The organism is Bacteroides sp. 519, assembly GCF_010500955.1.
Taxonomy (GTDB): Bacteria; Bacteroidota; Bacteroidia; order Bacteroidales; family Bacteroidaceae; genus Bacteroides.
Map to the genome: position 1 here is coordinate 1 of NZ_QVMJ01000034.1, position 17,557 is coordinate 17,557.

12 protein-coding genes and 1 pseudogene are annotated in these 17,557 nt (G+C 40.3%); 1 reads left to right on the forward strand and 12 read right to left on the reverse strand.

Annotated features, from left to right (window positions below; genetic code table 11):
• The 7 genes and pseudogenes from D0T85_RS19595 to D0T85_RS19625 form a co-directional block, all read right to left on the reverse strand.
• A partial coding sequence (locus D0T85_RS19595; protein WP_163215207.1) for a DUF3868 domain-containing protein occupies positions 1 to 1,147 on the reverse strand: 1,147 nt, incomplete at its 3' end.
• A 60-nt stretch (positions 1,148 to 1,207) separates the two neighbouring features.
• Complete coding sequence (locus D0T85_RS19600) at positions 1,208 to 1,816, reverse strand: DUF3575 domain-containing protein (protein ID WP_163215208.1); 609 nt, start codon at positions 1,814 to 1,816, stop codon at positions 1,208 to 1,210.
• A 24-nt stretch (positions 1,817 to 1,840) separates the two neighbouring features.
• Entirely contained in the window at positions 1,841 to 2,209 is a 369-nt protein-coding gene (locus D0T85_RS19605) for a hypothetical protein (RefSeq protein WP_163215209.1), read from the reverse strand.
• A gap of 1,579 nt (positions 2,210 to 3,788) precedes the next feature.
• Positions 3,789 to 4,325, reverse strand: coding sequence for a TetR/AcrR family transcriptional regulator (locus tag D0T85_RS19610; RefSeq protein ID WP_163215210.1), 537 nt, complete (start codon positions 4,323 to 4,325; stop codon positions 3,789 to 3,791).
• Between the two features lie 11 nt (positions 4,326 to 4,336).
• Positions 4,337 to 5,716 carry an efflux transporter outer membrane subunit gene (locus D0T85_RS19615; protein WP_163215211.1) on the reverse strand — a complete coding sequence of 460 codons (1,380 nt, stop codon included), beginning with the start codon at positions 5,714 to 5,716 and terminating at the stop codon, positions 4,337 to 4,339.
• 345 nt (positions 5,717 to 6,061) lie between these two features.
• A pseudogene (locus tag D0T85_RS19620) lies at positions 6,062 to 8,909 on the reverse strand (efflux RND transporter permease subunit).
• An 88-nt stretch (positions 8,910 to 8,997) separates the two neighbouring features.
• Positions 8,998 to 10,104 carry an efflux RND transporter periplasmic adaptor subunit gene (locus D0T85_RS19625; protein ID WP_163215224.1) on the reverse strand — a complete coding sequence of 369 codons (1,107 nt, stop codon included), beginning with the start codon at positions 10,102 to 10,104 and terminating at the stop codon, positions 8,998 to 9,000.
• Positions 10,105 to 10,280: 176 nt separating this feature from the next.
• Between D0T85_RS19625 and D0T85_RS19630 the strand changes: the two genes are divergently transcribed.
• The gene (locus D0T85_RS19630; protein ID WP_163215212.1) at positions 10,281 to 11,156 is read left to right on the forward strand and encodes a helix-turn-helix domain-containing protein; all 876 of its coding nucleotides are present in this window, start codon (positions 10,281 to 10,283) and stop codon (positions 11,154 to 11,156) included.
• Here D0T85_RS19630 and D0T85_RS19635 read toward each other — a convergent pair.
• The 5 genes from D0T85_RS19635 to D0T85_RS19655 form a co-directional block, all read right to left on the reverse strand.
• Positions 11,138 to 13,570 carry a glycoside hydrolase N-terminal domain-containing protein gene (locus D0T85_RS19635; protein WP_163215213.1) on the reverse strand — a complete coding sequence of 811 codons (2,433 nt, stop codon included), beginning with the start codon at positions 13,568 to 13,570 and terminating at the stop codon, positions 11,138 to 11,140. The two genes, D0T85_RS19630 and D0T85_RS19635, sit on opposite strands and share 19 nt — an antisense overlap.
• A gap of 18 nt (positions 13,571 to 13,588) precedes the next feature.
• Entirely contained in the window at positions 13,589 to 13,864 is a 276-nt protein-coding gene (locus D0T85_RS19640; protein ID WP_163215214.1) for a type II toxin-antitoxin system YafQ family toxin, read from the reverse strand.
• A gap of 6 nt (positions 13,865 to 13,870) precedes the next feature.
• A complete protein-coding gene (locus D0T85_RS19645) occupies positions 13,871 to 14,068 on the reverse strand; it encodes a hypothetical protein (RefSeq protein WP_163215215.1) in 198 nt (65 codons plus the stop codon).
• Between the two features lie 94 nt (positions 14,069 to 14,162).
• On the reverse strand, positions 14,163 to 15,185 hold the full coding sequence (locus D0T85_RS19650) for a family 43 glycosylhydrolase (protein WP_163215216.1): 1,023 nt from the start codon (positions 15,183 to 15,185) through the stop codon (positions 14,163 to 14,165).
• A 19-nt stretch (positions 15,186 to 15,204) separates the two neighbouring features.
• The gene (locus tag D0T85_RS19655) at positions 15,205 to 17,466 is read right to left on the reverse strand and encodes a GH92 family glycosyl hydrolase (protein ID WP_203558527.1); all 2,262 of its coding nucleotides are present in this window, start codon (positions 17,464 to 17,466) and stop codon (positions 15,205 to 15,207) included.
• Positions 17,467 to 17,557 lie beyond the last annotated feature (91 nt).

Here is a 17,557-nt window from a genome sequence, read left to right on the forward strand (position 1 = left end):
ACTCTAGTTGCGACAGGTTCTCGGGGTTGGTGTTCATCAGCTGACGGGCTTCGGTGGTGCTATAGCTACGTACGGCATAGTCAATCTGGTATTCTACGCGGCGTAGTTCGGGGAAAATATCGCGAAGCAGGGCACTGTAGCTCGAAAGACCTTTCAAACGGGCCTCTTTGGCATCGGGGTCAATAGTGCTGTCAATGATGGCAAGGATCTGATCTTTCTGTGCTATGTTACTTTCTTCTACTTTAACGCGCAGGCCAGCCCAGTCTTCGGCTGTTGAGCGAACACTGAAAAGGTTTTCGGCCAACATGTAGTGGTTCTTGATATAATCTTTCAGAGCAATCGCACGGCTGTTGGCCAATTTGTCGTTGCTGGTGTATTTACCTTCGGGTGAAGCGTAGCCATCAATAAACAGGCCGGTGATTTGGGCATCCTGATCGCCCATTACTTCAAGGAAAGCGTTGTTGATTTTGCCTAACTCAACCGGGTTGCGACGAAAATCGGGAAGGATTACCGAACGGCCTACCTGAAAGTCAAGAAAAGCACTTCCCTGACGGTTACGGGTCTTCACTTCGGCAGCAGGGGTAACCAATGCCACAAGCGGTTGTACCTGATAAGGAGCACGCGGAGCCACCTGTGCCCGATCGTTCAATTTATAAGTATAAAGATTCACTTCGCTGTGGCAGCCAATCAGTTCCTGACGCAGGTAAAGGCTAGCTTTGTTCATCCAACTTTCGTAGGGAAGGGCTACTTCGTAGCTCATCGATTCGTCGGTATACTTATCCGCGTTAACAATCATTCGTGGAGCCTCATAGCCGGATAGCCAATTATCGCTGGCCACCATAAACCAACGCGCATTGATTTTCGAACGGGTTTTGCCGTTAAACTGAATATAAGGGAGTTCCACAATCTCTTTCTCAGCGCGAAGCTCGGGAATAAAGTGCATGCTGGCGCATGAAGGAACAGCATTGGCTTCAACTGTTATGTGGAAAGCAACAATCAAACTGTCGTTGCGCTCGGAAAAGTTAGTCGATTCTACATAGACGGAACCTTTGTAGTCCTGAGCAAAGGCAGGAACAGAATAAAAGGCTATAAAGATTATAAAGGCTATAAAGTATTGAGTTTTGAGTAATGAGTTATTCTTTTTCATTTTCTTTGTTTTTTCGTTATTTAAACGCAGATTGTTATGAGTAATGAGTTTACCTTTATCTTACTTTATAAAATAAATTAAGTTCAGCGCCACTTTTGTTGGCCCCACATAGTGTTTATTGTTGTTTCCTTGTAGAAGTCCACATTTAGGAGCCTCATACTTATCATAATCCAGATACGTATAACCTAAACCAACTGTGACCTCCATTGACCAGCGAGGCGATAGTAACCAGTGATAACCCCACGAAACTCCGCCACCAGCAAGCCAGCCTTCGTAACGGTGATGTTTAGTAGCTTTCAGCGGACCAACATTACCTATATTGTACTCTCCATAATGTGCATGAATGCCTAGAAAATGACCGGCAAAAGATTCACAAAGCCAGTAACGCACCTCGGGTTGAACCAGAATATGCTTCCACTTGCGGTTATTGGCAAAATCGAAAGAGTTGTAGCTTACTGGTACGTCAAGGGTATAACGTTTGCTGAGTTTAAACTCGATCCCAAGATTAAGGCTTAGAGCCGCATCGTATAACAGATTGCTTTTTACAGCAAAGCGGGGAACAGGATCATATAAACGATAAGTGGAATGATCAACTAACTCTTGCGAACGGACAACCCCAGACGCCAGTGTGAAAACAAGGATGAATATGAATATGGATGAATTACGCATATAATGTGATTTACTAATTACAGATTAAGAGTGACAAGAGGATTCGATTTTGTTTAGCCAAAGCCTATAATTACGATTAAACTGACGGACTGTGCGAGGAAACTCTGCCCGACATTCTCTGGTTATAGGAAGATGGTCAACTACTTTACCAACCTCGTTTAAGATAGCAACCAACGAGGTTACATCAAGACTTTCGGTTATACGCCCCGATCCGAAAAGATAACCTTGTAAACGTAACTCTTCAATAGAAGGAGAGGAAGAAACTACAACACGCCGGCCTTGCTTGCGCTGAGGCGTTTCAATACACAAACTACTTGCACGGTGAAGCAAGTATACTACATATAAAGTCTTCTTATCTAACATAATACTCCAGTCGCTAAGTGCCCGTCTCATCTAAGGAGACGGACATTTTTGCTAAATACAGCAAAAATGAAGGCTAGAATAGAGTTTGAATAAAATGTGTATTATTTTAATCATCAGAAGAGCTAAAGAATAAAAAAACAGAAAAAATGAAGAAATGTAGTGGTAGAATAGATAGAAAGCCTAGGTGAATATTTAATTAAGGTTAAATTACGCGAACTCAAAATAATAAACTTGTAAAATATTACGATCACATAAACACCTAATGTATAAAGGATAGAGGCAATAATGTACGCTTTTGTTGTTTTGTTAAAAAATAAATGGATAATAAAAAAAATGCCGTATCTTGCATAGTAAAACCAATAGTTGTACATTTGCATCAATAATGATGTCTGTCTCCTTAGATAAGACGGACATTTTACTTCGAAAAACTCCCCACCATATTCGCTTTCAGAACCACCTAAAAAAGACAAATTATTCATACATATATTACAAATGGGCTGGCAAAAGTCTTTTTGATAAGAAAGTACATATCCATATTTGTTTGGTTCACGGACCTCCGTGTTCAGCACAAGGAAAAGCTCAGTGTTTCTGTGACTCTGTGTTTTATTTCTTTTTTGAAACGCTGAGTTACGCGGAGTTACGCGGAGTTTTAATTTGATATTATGCCGCATGGATTCCCCTCCTTGGCTAAGGAGGGGTGCCCAACGGGCGGGGTGGTTGGAGGGGAATTCCATGCGGCATCGAAATAAAAACTCTACGTAACTTAGCGTTTCAATTCCAATCTGTGTTGAACTAAAATTAAAACACAGAGTCACAGAAACACTGAGCTTATCGAAAATGCCCGTAGGGCATTCATGTCAATAGAAAGGCAATGATAATACTCTTCACAACCCGGTACGGGTTGCATGGTAGATACGATGCAACCCGTACCGGGTTGAAGATTAAAACTTATTATTATTCTATTGATATGAATGCCCTACGGGCATTTTCGATAAGCTCCGTGTTTCTGTGTCTCAGTGTTTTATTTCAATTCCATTCATTTGAACCAAAACTCCTCCCAGAAGTTTAAAATGCAAAATTTGTCGTCATTCAACACGCGGAAGGTTTATTTTATTGATTAGCAACACATTAGATGCGTGTTGAATGGCGTGTTGAGAAACGTTGTTACAACTATTTCGTCACGCTTTGTATCGTCTCATTATCGAGGGTAAAACTCACTACTCAAAACTCATTACTCATTAATCTCTAAAGAACGCCAACAGTTTCACAGTAGGAAACCAACGGTTTCACGGTAGGAAACCAACTGTTTCACAGTAGGAAACAACTTGTTTTCTATGTAGGAAACCACTTGTTTTCTATGTAGAAAACTACTTATTTTCTATGTAGGAAACGACTTGTTTTCTATATAGGAAACTACTTGTTTCACTGCACAAAACCGAAATGAAACTAGTTGTTTCATGCACATCTCGCGTGTTGACAATGCTGTAAAGATATTTGCCAGCACACTTTGCCAGCACGTTTTAATCAACTGCTAATCAAATACATAAGTGGCTTTGTGCTGGCAGTGCTGGCAAATTTTGCATTTTAAACTTCTGGGAGGAGATAATATTTATCCCGTTATCCCCCGGAACATAACATCGAAAAAGTTCTCTTGTTCTAAAAACGATATACCTTCAACACGCAAATTGCTGGCTATTTCTAATAAATTTTTGATTATCACATCAACATTTACCATTGTAGCCGGACAATACTCGCGAAGTATTTTTAATATATTTTGTTGCCAAAAAGTTTGAAATTCATTATAGTATTCACTAAACTCGCGTGTTTGTCTCATATCAAGAAGAAAACTATAATCAACACTATAAAGACAATGTAGGTACTTGTGTACAAGCCAATTCAACTTCTGAGAAGAAGAAGTGGAAGACCAACTAAGGTAGTCTTCCACTTCTTTTGTAAATTCTTTCTTCATTTCATGTACACATGCATCGATCAAACCTTTCTTGTCGTTAAAAACAATATAGATCGTTCGTTTAGAAATGTGTAACTCGCGTGCTATCATATCCATGCTGAGACGCCGGGTACCTTGCCTTACCATTTGCCGACGTGTGAAATGAATTATTTCTTTTCTTACAGTACTTTCATCCATAGAAAATAACATTAATCTGTTTCTTTTTCTCTTCCACCACCTAATGCATGGTAAAGATTAATAATGCCTTGTATTTCTTCAAACCGATCTGTTACCTGCGATATTTGTGCAGAAAGTAAAGTTTGCTGGGCTGTAAGCACTTCCAGATAGGTAGAACTACCATGACGCATCAGCAATTCGGTACTGTGTACAGCTGTTTTTAACGATTCTATTTGCTGATTACGCCATTCACCTTTATCACGAGCTGTTTCAACTTGCTTTAAGGCATTAATTACTTCGCTTCCTGCATTCAATATGGATTGTTGAAAACTGAGTAATGCTTCCTCTTGTTGAGATTTGCTTATCTTTAGCCGGGCCCGAAGTGCACCATTATTAAATAAAGGTTGAGTGAGCGAACCAATAGCAGTTAGCAACAGTTTACCCGGATTTACAATAAACGATCCAGCTTCATTGGTCCATCCGGCTGTGCCATTCAACACCAACGAAGGGTAAAAAGCCGAACGTGCTTCGGCTGTTGCATACGATGCGGCCTTTAAAGTTAATTCGGCACTACGTACATCTGGTCTGTTCGACAGCAGTTGAAGCGGAACACCAGTTAGCAACTCTTCCGGAAATTGTTGTTCGGCCAATTTACTGCGATTAATTGTTTGAGGAGCTTCGCCCAATAAAACAGATAAGGTATTCTCTACTTCATAAATCTGTTTCCTGATATCCAATAAAGAAGCTTCGATTGCAAAATAATTAGCTTCGGTTTGCGAAACAGAAGCTTCGTTTGCCATTGCTGCTTCTTTTAAAGCTTTCATTGTTTCTACATTCTGCTTCCAAATTATTGCTGTGGCCTCGGATATTTCCAATTGTGCATCCAACATCAATAATGAATAATAGGTGTTGGCTATGCCAGAAACAAGTTGGGTACGAACGGCCTGCCGATATTCCTGACTCTGTTCGTAAAGTGCTTTCGAACGACGTTTGGCATTTAGCAATTTACCAAAGATATCTACCTCCCAACTGGCTACTACCGGTAACGAATATGTGTAAGTTGACTTTCCATTATCAAAATTTACAATATTACCCTGAAAACCTAAGTTGAAAGAAGGCAGAAATGATAAACGGGCACTCTGCAAAGTAGCTTTTGCCTGATCAACACGCAGGTATGCAGTGCGCATATCTGTGTTGTTTTTCAATCCCTGTTCAATTAACTGTTGCAAACAGGTATCGCTAAACAGTTCGTGCCAGTCAAGATTGGCAAGACTGGTAGTGTCTTCCTGAATTACATCCCGGAAAACTCCTTCGGCAGTTATTGATTCCGGGCGGTTATATGATTTGTAGATGTTGCAACCGCTTAGTAAAAACATAGCGGTTACGGATATAGTTACTGTTTGTATATTCATTTTTTTTATCTCTTTTTGATCTCTTTTTGAAACGCGGATTAACGCGGATTAACGCGGATTTTTATTCATACTTCATCTATTTGGTTCAAACCAGAATAGAAAAGGAGGTAAAGTGAGGTAGAGGAGGTAAAGTAGTTGAGTAGTGGGATGCCGCATGGAATTCCTCTCCCTAGAGGGGAGAGGTGCCCTTTAGGGCGGAGAGGGGGGACTCAAAAGTTGCGCAACCGAATTTCCATGCGGTATGTTTTCACTCCCCGCCCCGGCCTAAAGGCCACCCCGCCCCTCAAGGGCGGGGAATCCATGCGGCATCGCCTACTTTACCTACTCTACCTCACTTTACCTCCTTTACCTCACTTTTAGTTCACTAACTTTAACTTCTTCTAATTGTTTCATCTCCTTCTTTATCATATTATCAGGTGCTTTCTTTTTCTTCTTAATTGGTTTAATCTTTTCCTGAAAATATTCAAAGTTGATATAAAGAGACGGAACTATAAATAAAAGGGCAATGGTTCCAATAATCATACCACCAATGGCTCCTGTTCCTAACGAGCTATTACCATTTGCCCCTACACCTGTAGCAAACATCAACGGAAGCAAGCCGAATATCATTGTCAGAGCCGTCATCAGGATAGGACGTAAACGGGCTTTAGCTGATGCCACTGCCGACTGGGATAATGTCATTCCGCTATGGCGGCGATCTACTGCATATTCGGTTAAAAGAATGGCCGTTTTTGATAGCAACCCGATAAGCATAATCAACCCCGTTTGCAGATAGATGTTATTTTCCAGTCCCATTATTTTAGCAAAGATGAAACTTCCGGCCAATCCAAAAGGAATGGAGAAGATCACTGCCATTGGTATCATAAAGCTTTCGTATAACCCACTTAATATAAGGTAAGTAAGCAATATGCAAATAGCAAATATAATAACAGTAGTATTCGAACTCTGGTTTTCTTCACGGGTAATACCACCAAAATCGTAACCATAACCACGGGGTAGCTGTTGATCGGCCACTTCACGGATGGCAGTAATAACATCACCCGAACTGTATCCTTCGGCAGGCAAACCACTTACTGCAATGCTTGAAAATAGGTTATAACGGTTCATTGTTTCCGATCCATACACTTTTGTTAATGTAATGAACTGTGATATCGGAGCCATCTCACCATTAATCCTCACAAAGATATTGTTCAGTGATTCCGGATCGAGCCGGTAATCCGGAGATGCTTGTACCATTACACGGTAAACTTTCGAAAAACGGTTGAAGTTCGAAGCATATATACCACCATAATAACCGGCAAGTGTTGATAAAACCTCGGTTGGCGAAATACCAGCCCGTTTGCATTTTACTGCATCAACATCTACCTGATATTGAGGATAGTTGATGTTATAAGATGAAAAAGCAGCAGATATTTCCGGGCGTTCCCTTAGTTTACCAATGTAATTCTGTGCCACATCAAAGAAAGTAGATAAATCACCTCCACTCCTATCCAGAAGGTAAAGTTCGAAACCATTCCCCGATCCGTAGCCTGAAATCATAGGTGGAGCAAAAACAAACGCATCCCCAGGTAAGCCATTTACGTTTTACAAAAAACATAACTCCCACTTTATAGTGGTTGAGCATTGTATTGAAAGTTTTATTAAACCACCGCTGAAAACGTTCTTCGAAAGTCAGCTTATCGCCCGATTGAATAATACGGTATGGTTTCATAATGATTGCGCACAGAGCCGGACACAGCGTTAACGCATTTATTGCAGATATACCCACCGCAACTGCCATAGTAATACCAAATTGAGTATAGAATTTCCCTGATGTACCACCAATAAACGATACTGGAATAAACACTGCCATAAACACAAGTGTTGATGCAATAATAGCCGAACTAATACCCTTCATGGCATCTACCGAAGCCGAATAAGGATCACGGTATCCGGCATCGAACCTTGTTTGTACCGCTTCTACCACTACTATCGCATTATCTACCACCGTACCAATGGCCAATACCAAAGCAAAAAGCGTTAGGAGGTTAATACTGAAACCTGCAATAGCAAGAAAAGCAAACGTACCAATAACCGAAACAATCATGGAAATTGTTGGTATAAGTGTAGCACGAAGATTCTGCAGGAAGAAATATACCACCAGAATTACAAGGATAATAGATATGATAAGTGTTACAACAACTTCCTTGATAGATGCGTAAAGGAAGTCGTTTGAACTGGACATTACAACCATTTCTACTCCTTGTGGAAAGTCTTTACGGGCCTCGTCAAGATAAGCTTCAATATTATTGATTACCTCTGTTGCATTAGAGCCTGCTGTTTGGAATATTAAACAGGTGGTTGCCGGCTTTCCATCTGTCTCAGCGTTATTCTCATAACTTTCCCTGTCCATTTCAACAACGGCAACATCTTTCAGTTTCAATAATTCACCACCGGGAAGGGCGCGTATCACCATTTCGCCAAACTCTTCGGGTTTCTCTAACCGGCCTTTGTACTTCATGGTGTACTGATAAGTTTGAGTAGAACTTTCGCCAAATGAACCTGTTGCCGACTCAATATTCTGTTCGCCTAATACCCCGATTATGTCGGTAGGTACAAGCTTATACTGTGCCATAACATCTGGTTTCAACCAGATTCGCATACTGTAGTTGGCACCATAAATCACAATCTCTCCTACCCCATTTACACGCAACAAAGCAGGTTGAATATTGATTTTCAGGTAATTCGACAAGAACGTCTGGTCGTAAGATGAATCCGGACTGTAGAGCGAAAGTACCATCAAAATACTACTTTGCCGCTTAATGGTAGATACACCAATTTGTACTACCTCGGCAGGCAAAAGCCCGGTAGCTTTCGATACTCGGTTTTGTACATTCACCGTAGCCATATCGGGGTCGGTACCTTGTTTAAAGTAAACTGTAATGGTTACCGTTCCGGAGTTTGTTGCCTCGGATTTAATGTATGTCATATCTTCTACACCGTTAATTGATTCTTCGAGAGGAGCAACTACGGTTTTCTGTAGGGTCTCGGCATTTGCACCGGGATAACTCGCCATTACCATTACAGTAGGCGGAGCAATGTCGGGATATTGTTCAACGGGCAATGCCGATAATCCTATTATACCCAGTACAACAATGGCAATAGAGATCACCATTGACAGGACTGGTCTGTCAATAAACGTTTTTAAAGTCATGTTAAATGAGTTTTGAGTAATGAGTTTTGAGTAATGAGTTTGAGTAAACTATATGCTGCATAGATAACTCTAAACTCATTACTCAAAACTAATTTTGTTTTACTTTGATTGGAGTATTGTCGCGAATAAATCCTACACCTTCGGCCACGATTACGTCGCCAACGGATAATCCGGCTTCAACAATGTAATTATTATCTTCGCTGATGGGTAATACATGAACCATTGTTGATTTGGCAACACCATCAATATTACGGAAAGTATAAACTTTATCCTGTACCTCGTACGTGGCACTTTTAGGAATAACGATACAGTTTTTCTTTGTTTGAGGAATAAGTATATTTCCCGATCCACCACTGTACAACATATGTCCCTTGTTGGGGAAGGTTGCACGAAGAGTAACCGAACCGGTAGTCTGGTCGATAATACCACTTATGGTTTCGATACGTCCCTTCTCTGCATAAATAGAATTATCTGTTAACTGCAACTGTACAGCAGGCATGGATTTAAGTGCCTTCTCTACAGAATCGTGTTCACGCAATAACCCAAGTAATTGCTTCTCGGTCATAGAGAAGTACACATACATTTCGGAGTTATCGGATACCATCGTCAGCGGATTTGGTTGCGATGGGCTTACCAATGTTCCTACTTTGTAAGGTAAAGTGCCTACCATACCATCCGACGGGCTTTTCACTTCCGTATACGAGAGATTGTTACGGGCATTGATTTCCTGCGCTAAAGCTTGCTCTAATTGCGCCTTTGCACTTTCCAAAGCATTTTCTGCTGTTTGAAGTTCGAAAGTAGAAATCACATTCTGTTTAAAAAGTTCCTGTTTGCTTTTGTAGGTTAACTCTGCTGTACCAACATTGGCTTTGCACAGATTTACATTTGCAGTTGCAGTACGTAAGGCTGCCTGATAGGGCACCTGATCAATAATGAATAATGTTTGTCCTTTACGAACCACCTCGCCTTCTTCTACACACAACCTGGTTATATACCCTGATATTTGCGGATAAATAGCAATATCCGATTTCCCCCGGATACTAGCCGAATAGCTGCTGAGCAGTTCTTTATCTGTCGATCGTATCTCCATCACGGAGTATGCCGTATCCTGTTGTGCAACTTGTTGTTGCTTACATCCTGTAAAAACAATGATGGAGATTGCTGCTCCTAACATGTACTTCATTTTACCTTGCATTATTAAACTAATTACCTTCATTATATATTTATTCATATTAAAAGTGCTGCAAAAGTACCCGAATTTTCGTTTCTAAGATTTGTAATCTTCGGTACAATGTTTTTCAATTCAGGAACTGTTTTTCTTAAAATACGAGTAAAAACTTGTACCTTTATAGCAAAATTGGAACAAACTACATGAAACAGGTAAACTTACACAACCCATTGGAAACCAGTGCTAATGACACTTTTATCTTTACTGTTTCGTCATTAGATTTCTATTTAGACCGTCCTCACCGTATAGCCGAAGGAGCAATTATTATGTGTGTTGAAGGAAGTGCAGTTATAACACTCGACATGAAAAGGTGTGAAATAGGCAAGCATTCACGAATAGTAATCTTGCCGCAAAGTATATTGATGATTGAAAGCAAAAGCGTGGATTTTCGCACGATATGTTTTTCTTATTCTGTAGAAATATTTAATGAGGCGTGTTTTCGTATCGAGTCCGATTTCTTTGGTTTCCTGAAAGATAACTTCCATTATAAGTTTCCTCCCGAAACTTTCGAGAAGAACATATTATACATTCATCTTGTTCGCAATTTATACGAAGATCGTGGAAACAGGTTTCGCCCCAAAATGATAATTAATATTCTTCAAAATTTCTTTCTGGATACCTTCGACAAGGTATACCGCCATAACGATCGGCAGATTATAAAGGAAGCCGACAGGGGTAATGAAATATACAAGAATTTTATTCAGCTGGTACACAAATATTGTAAACAGGTACGTGAAGTAACTTTTTATGCCAACGAGCTTTCTATTTCGACCCGTTACCTTACAAAAATAGCACAACGAACAGATAAAATAACACCTAAAATGTTTATTGATAATTGTGTTATACAGGAAATAAAGCTTCAACTGCAATCGTCCGAGAACTCAATACAACAAATTGCCCGGGAATTAAACTTCCCGGACCAATCGTATTTAACCCGCTTTTTCAAAAGCCGAACAGGGATGACACCAGGTGAATATAGGAAGGGAGGAAAACAAGAACCTTACCTTACCAACTCATAGCTTTTCCCTGCTTCCGTCATTATATCATATTCAAATACCTGATACAGAATTGGATATTCCGGATTTACCTCTTTCGATACCAAAGGCTTTTTAATATTTGATGAGGCAAACAACGGATTCGTATTCGTTCCCGAAGCTGGTTTCAATCCTTCGCCTTTCAATGGTACATACGAACGTAAACGTAATGGTCCTCCTATTTTAGAAGTTATTATAGCTTTTGTTAGTTGAGCATCTTTCCATTCCATTCCTACTTCAAAGCCTCCACGAGCCACTAGTCCGTTTATACTTCCATTCTGCCATACTTCGGGAAGGGCAGGCAGCAGGTGTACAGCATTGTCATGACTCTGCAAAAGCATTTCTGCTATACCAGCCGTAAATCCAAAGTTTCCATCAATCTGGAATGGTGGATGAGCATCGAATAAATTAGGATAAGTACGCCCATCTGGGTTACCCGGTTCAACCAGTTTCAGCATGTTAGAGATGATTTTAAATGCATGGTTGCCATCCAATAGTCGGGCCCAGAAATTAATCTTCCAACCTATAGACCAACCTGTAGCCATATCTCCACGATACAACAAAGATTTCTTTGCAGCCTGAAACAATTCAGGGTTTGAATATGGAGAAATCTGATTACTGGGATACAATCCGTAGAGATGCGATACATGACGGTGATCGTTCTTCGGATCATCCCAATCTCCCAACCATTCCTGCAATTGGTTATGCCGACCAATCTGCATAGGTGGCAAACTGTTTATCATATCCTGAAGACGTTTTTTGTATTCAGGTTCGTTTAAACCAAGGTAATTAATAGACAACAGAGTACTGTTCAAAGCATCGAATACTATCTGATTGTCCATGGTGCATCCGGCAGTAATACTGGTTTTCTTTCCCGATGGACCTAATTCGGGCGACATTCCCGGAGCCACTACCATCCATTTGTATTGAGGATGTTCCACCAGAAAGTCCAAATAGAAATCTGCTACACCTTTCAGTACAGGATAAGCCTCTTTCAAGAATTCCTTATCGCCAGTATAAAGATAATGCTGCCACAAGTGCTGACTAAGCCATGCTCCCCCCATTGGCCATGTACCATAGAAAGGACTGTCTACAGGACCAGTAGCCCTCCATAAGTCTGTATTGTGATGAGCTACCCAACCATTGGCTCCATACATTTCGCGAGCTGTTGCTTTTCCTGTTTCTGAGATTTCCTTTACCATCTGGAACAAAGGGAAATGAGTTTCGCTTAGATTGGTTACTTCTGCCGGCCAGTAGTTCATTTCAGTATTGATATTGATGGTGTATTTACCATCCCACGGAGCAAGCAATTCGTGGTTCCAGATTCCTTGAAGGTTAGCCGGTTGTCCACCCGGTTGTGAAGCAGAAATAAGAAGATAGCGTCCAAACTGAAACATAAGTGTAATCAATGCCGGATCGTTTTCCGTATTGAAGTTTTTCACCCTGACATCGGTTTCCTTTTGAGAAGCGGGCGTTGTTCCCAAATCCAGTTTTACCCGGTTAAATTGTTTCTGGTAATAAGCTACATGATCGCCTATAGCTCGTGCGTATGGTTTCTTGAGTGCAGCATTCATATAGTTAACTGCCTGTTTATTCGCATCGCCCGAAACATTTTTGTAGTTTATATAATTGGTTGCCGCAGTGATATAAATAAGTACTGCATCGGCATCTTTTACTTCTATCTTATCGTTGAATAAGGTAGATTTTCCTTTTACGGTTTTAACTTGTACATGGTTCTCGAAACAAATAATACCGGGAACGCCTTCGTGATCGGAACCTTTTCCACTCAACACAAGGCTTTTACCTTTCTTTGATACAGAATAATCTTTAAAAGGAGATTGATAACTTGCTGTGAAGTTTAACATTCCGGGTTTATCTGCTTCAATACGCATAATAACTACATTGTCGGTAAAAGAGGTAAAAAGGGTACGTGTATAGGTTACCTCGCCTACTTTATAGTACGTAGTTGCTATGGCTTTTTCCAAATCCAGTTCCCGGTAGTAGTTTGTATAATCTTCATGACCAGCGAAGTTTAACATCAAACTTCCTATTGTTTGGTAAGGCATTCCATGTTTACCTGTATAAAAGTTCTCACCAATAAGTTTCTCGGCTTCTTCTTCCTGTCCATTAAAAATAAGTTCGCGCACTTTGGGTAATACATTCAGTGCATTAGGATTGGCATTGGTATAGGGACTGCCTCCCCAAATGGTTTCTTCGTTCAACTGAATTTGTTCTGTTGCAGGATTTCCAAATACCATGGCTCCCATGCGTGAGTTTCCAAGAGGTAAGGCTTCTACCCATTCTTTGGCGGGTTTACTATACCATAGTTTTAGATCTGTTGCGTGTATACAGAGGCAAAGACATACAAAAAGTAATAGTAAAAAGTTTCGTTTATTCATGATAATAATAAAATCTAGTCATCCAAACAAGTCAGAATGTGTTCCGGTGCATAGTAACCTGATAACTTCATCATCATCATCTACCTCCCACACCAAAAGCCAGTCGGGCCGAATATGACATTCCCAACATCCTGCATAATCTCCTTGTAGTTTATGTGGATTTGCAGCTGAAGGTACAGTACCCGTTTCTACCAATTGTTCAATAAGAGTAAATAATAATTCGAGGTCATATCCCCGTTTAACACAACGTTTATAACCTCGTTTAAAACTACCTGTATATTCTATTTCGTACATATTAAATTAAGAGTTGAGACTGTCTTTTAGTTCGCTCACAGTTTTTACACGGATGGTTTTTCCTGCACGGGCTTCAGAGAGTGCTTGACTAGCTTCACTTTCCACTGAGACTTTCTTTACACCTTTAAACATACGTAAACCTTCAATCACTTTCTTTACACTGATTCGATCGTCCAATTCAATAGTTAAAGTTAATTTGTTCATAATGTTTTCCTTTCTCTTTAAATTATATAACAAAGGTAACATTTTAGTTGAATGCTACCGTAAGTTTACGGCAGCATTTTTTGTCATTAAAAGATTAGTTTCTTGTTTGCTTCACCATCTGTATTGTTCCATCCTCATTATAGAACAGCTTATCCACGCAAACAGAACGAAGCCAGTCATTAAACTCTCCATTCTTTTCGGATAAATCGCTATTATGATAGAACGAGTACCACTGTCCTTTGTACTCAACAATTGATCCGTGATTGGTATAACTGTTGGTTGGTTCCATATAGATGCCTTTGTGTTCCCATGGTCCAAGAGGATTTTTACTAACAGCGTAACGCATACGGTTATCGCCACTTACCCCATCGTTCCAGTTGTCATCATGATTATCGGAGTAAGACAAATAATAAAGGCCGTTCTTTTTATGTATCCATGTAGCTTCGTGGAAATCTTCAAGACCTTCCATTAACTGTAATTCGCCATCCAGTTCAATCATGTTATCTTTCAGTTTTGCTCCATAGCTTTTGCCACCACCTCCATAATAGAAGTATGCTTGTCCGTCATCATCAACATATACACATGGGTCAATTTCACCATCATCGGGTAAACCAATTAACCAATGGTCGAGGCAAACAAAATCGGATGCTGGTTTATCGCTGACGGCTATACCTATTTTCCAAGAATTATTCCATTCCGGCCCTGTGGGATGTGGAAAATAGAAATAATACTTACCGTTTTTGTAAGCACAATCGGGTGCCCACATAAAGGTTCCACCATTGGCAATGCCACCACCCCAAGGTACATCTTTGGCTTCGAGTATCTGCCCATGATCGGTCCAGTTAATCATATCGTCAGTAGAGAATACATGGTATTTATCCATGAAATCACAACCACGTGCGGGAGTGTTATCGTGTGAAGCATATACGTACAAACGACCGTCTGCCCAAACATGTGCGGATGGATCGGCAGTGTACATGTGGGTGATAAACGGATTTTTATGAAGACGGTCAAAGTCGTCTTCTTTTGGTTCTGCTGTTTTCTTTGGGCTGTTATTGCATGCAGATAGTATGACAAGAACACATAAGGTTAATAAAGAATAGAAAAACTTTTTCATAATGTTATGTTATTAAATATTAATTAGCTGATGGAGGAACGTCTTTCAAATTACTTCCCCAGTTTTTATTTGCTTTCTTTCCCATTACCAAAACCAATTTACCACCATTTTCAATATCAGTGTGGGCAAACCATGGTTTATTCCATTCTTTACCATTCAGTGTGGCCGATTGGATATATTTGTTCTCGGTTGCATAGTTCTCTACCACAATTTCGAAAACTTTTCCATTACTCAGGTTGATTTTTGCAGATGAGAATAATGGGCTACCAATATTGTAACTTGGTAAGCCAGGAGTTACAGGATAGAAACCAAGCGATGAGAACACTACAAATGCCGAAGTTCCACCACCATCCTCGTCACCGGGAACTCCCATAAGGTCGTTACGGAACCATTGTTTCAAAAGGGTACGGATGCGTTTCTGAGTTTTCCAAGGTTGACCAGCATAGTTATATAAATAAGGAATATGTAAACTGGGTTCGTTAGCCATCGAAAATTGTCCGACATTTCCGGTATGGTCGGGAATCTGAGCATAGAACTCAAACTTACTTTTACCAAGTGGTTCGTTAAAAGTACGATCCAGATTCCGGATGAATTGATCGGAACCACCCATCAGGTTAATAAGATCGGCCACATTGTGAGGAACATCCCAGCGATATACCCAACCGTTATTTTCTCCATAATACTCACGAGCACCCATACCACCGGAATAACGATAATCAAAAGGTTCAATAAACTTTCCATCTTTATCTTTAGGATGGAAGAAACCTGTTTGAGCATTATATACATTGCGATAATTGTAAGCACATTGAGCGTAATAAGCAGCTTCTTCTTTCAGTCCCAGAGCGGTGGCTATTTGCGACAAGCACCACTGGTCGTAAGCAGTACCAAGGGTTACAGCTATGGGCTGACGTTTTTCATACGGATGTACATTTACAACAGTTTCTTTTTCTCCCGGATAAAGAGCAGGAATGTATCCATTCTCCTTGTAGAATTCGTCGAGCCAACCAGCTGGTGCTCCACTCCAAGGGATAAGTGTTTTTTCTTCAATACCTTTTTTACAGGCAATGTATGCTTTTTCCAAATCAAAGCCACGAAGACCTTTAACATAACCATCAATAACAGTTGCTACAGCATGATTAGAGTTCATCCGACGAGAGTCGCCGGTTATCTCGGGGAAAGTAGGCATCCACATATTGCCCATTTGTTCGGCCATCAACAGGAAAGAGTTGATAATATCGACTTCTTTTTTGGCATCAATCAATACACGCAGGGGGTGAGTGGCGCGATAGGTATCCCAAATCCAATCGTCGGTATAAAAAGGTTCACCATTGTCGTTGTGCACTTTACCATCGAAAGCACTGTAATAACGGCCATCTTCGCTTATACACACCGGACGTTCAAAGCAACGGTAAAGTGAAGTGTAGAATACATTTTTATCACTTTCATTGCTTCCCTGCACTGTTATTTTACTTAATTCTTTGTTCCATATATCACGTCCTTTTTCAGCAAGGGCAGTTATATTGTAATCATTGAGCTCTCTTCTTAAATTTGCTTTGGCTTGTTCTTCGCTAATAAACGAAACACCATATCGCAAATTAAGCGTCTGTGCTCCATCACCATAACCAAGAATCACGCAGGCATTTGACCCTTCGGCAGCTTTCTTGCCTTCGATAATAGCATTCTGTGCCCACACACCTGTTTGAACAGGCATCTGTTCGGTTTCAAGGTATAAATATACCCGCGTATCGTTTTCGAGCAACTGATATCCGCTTACGGTATTTTCTTGTACCTTCATTGCTCCGTTGCGCGAATTAAATATCAGATAGTTAGGCCGGTCGGGTTCTGTAAATTCTATCTGATAGATGGCCGATTGATGCGATACGGCATAAGAAGCTATAATATTGTGCTCATCAAGTTCTACTTTATAGGAATAGGGAGTTAATTGTTCGTTATCATAACTATATTTAATAACATGCGAAATGCACTCTCGTGTACCTTGAAAAGGACTCAAATTAAAGGCTGATGAGCCGCGGTGACTGGTAACAATCAACGGAAGGCCGTTTATCATATCACCAGTGTAATCGGTACGTTCGGGATAAACCCGTAACATACTATTTGGAAGGTGAATTGTAGGATATGTGGGGACTAATAAATGGCTAATGTTCCCCATGTAAGGATTAACATAATCAACCGGTTCTTTTTCTGCTGTAGTGAGTTGTCCCGGTGTGCACGACAGCAAAAGTACTGCGAACACTGATAAAGTTAGAGTAGTGAGTTTCATGACAATCTTTTTAATTAATACCATCTTACGAACACAAAAAAAGCGTGTAAACTCTTTGATGATTGGTTTACACGCTTCTTTTGTTTTTTAA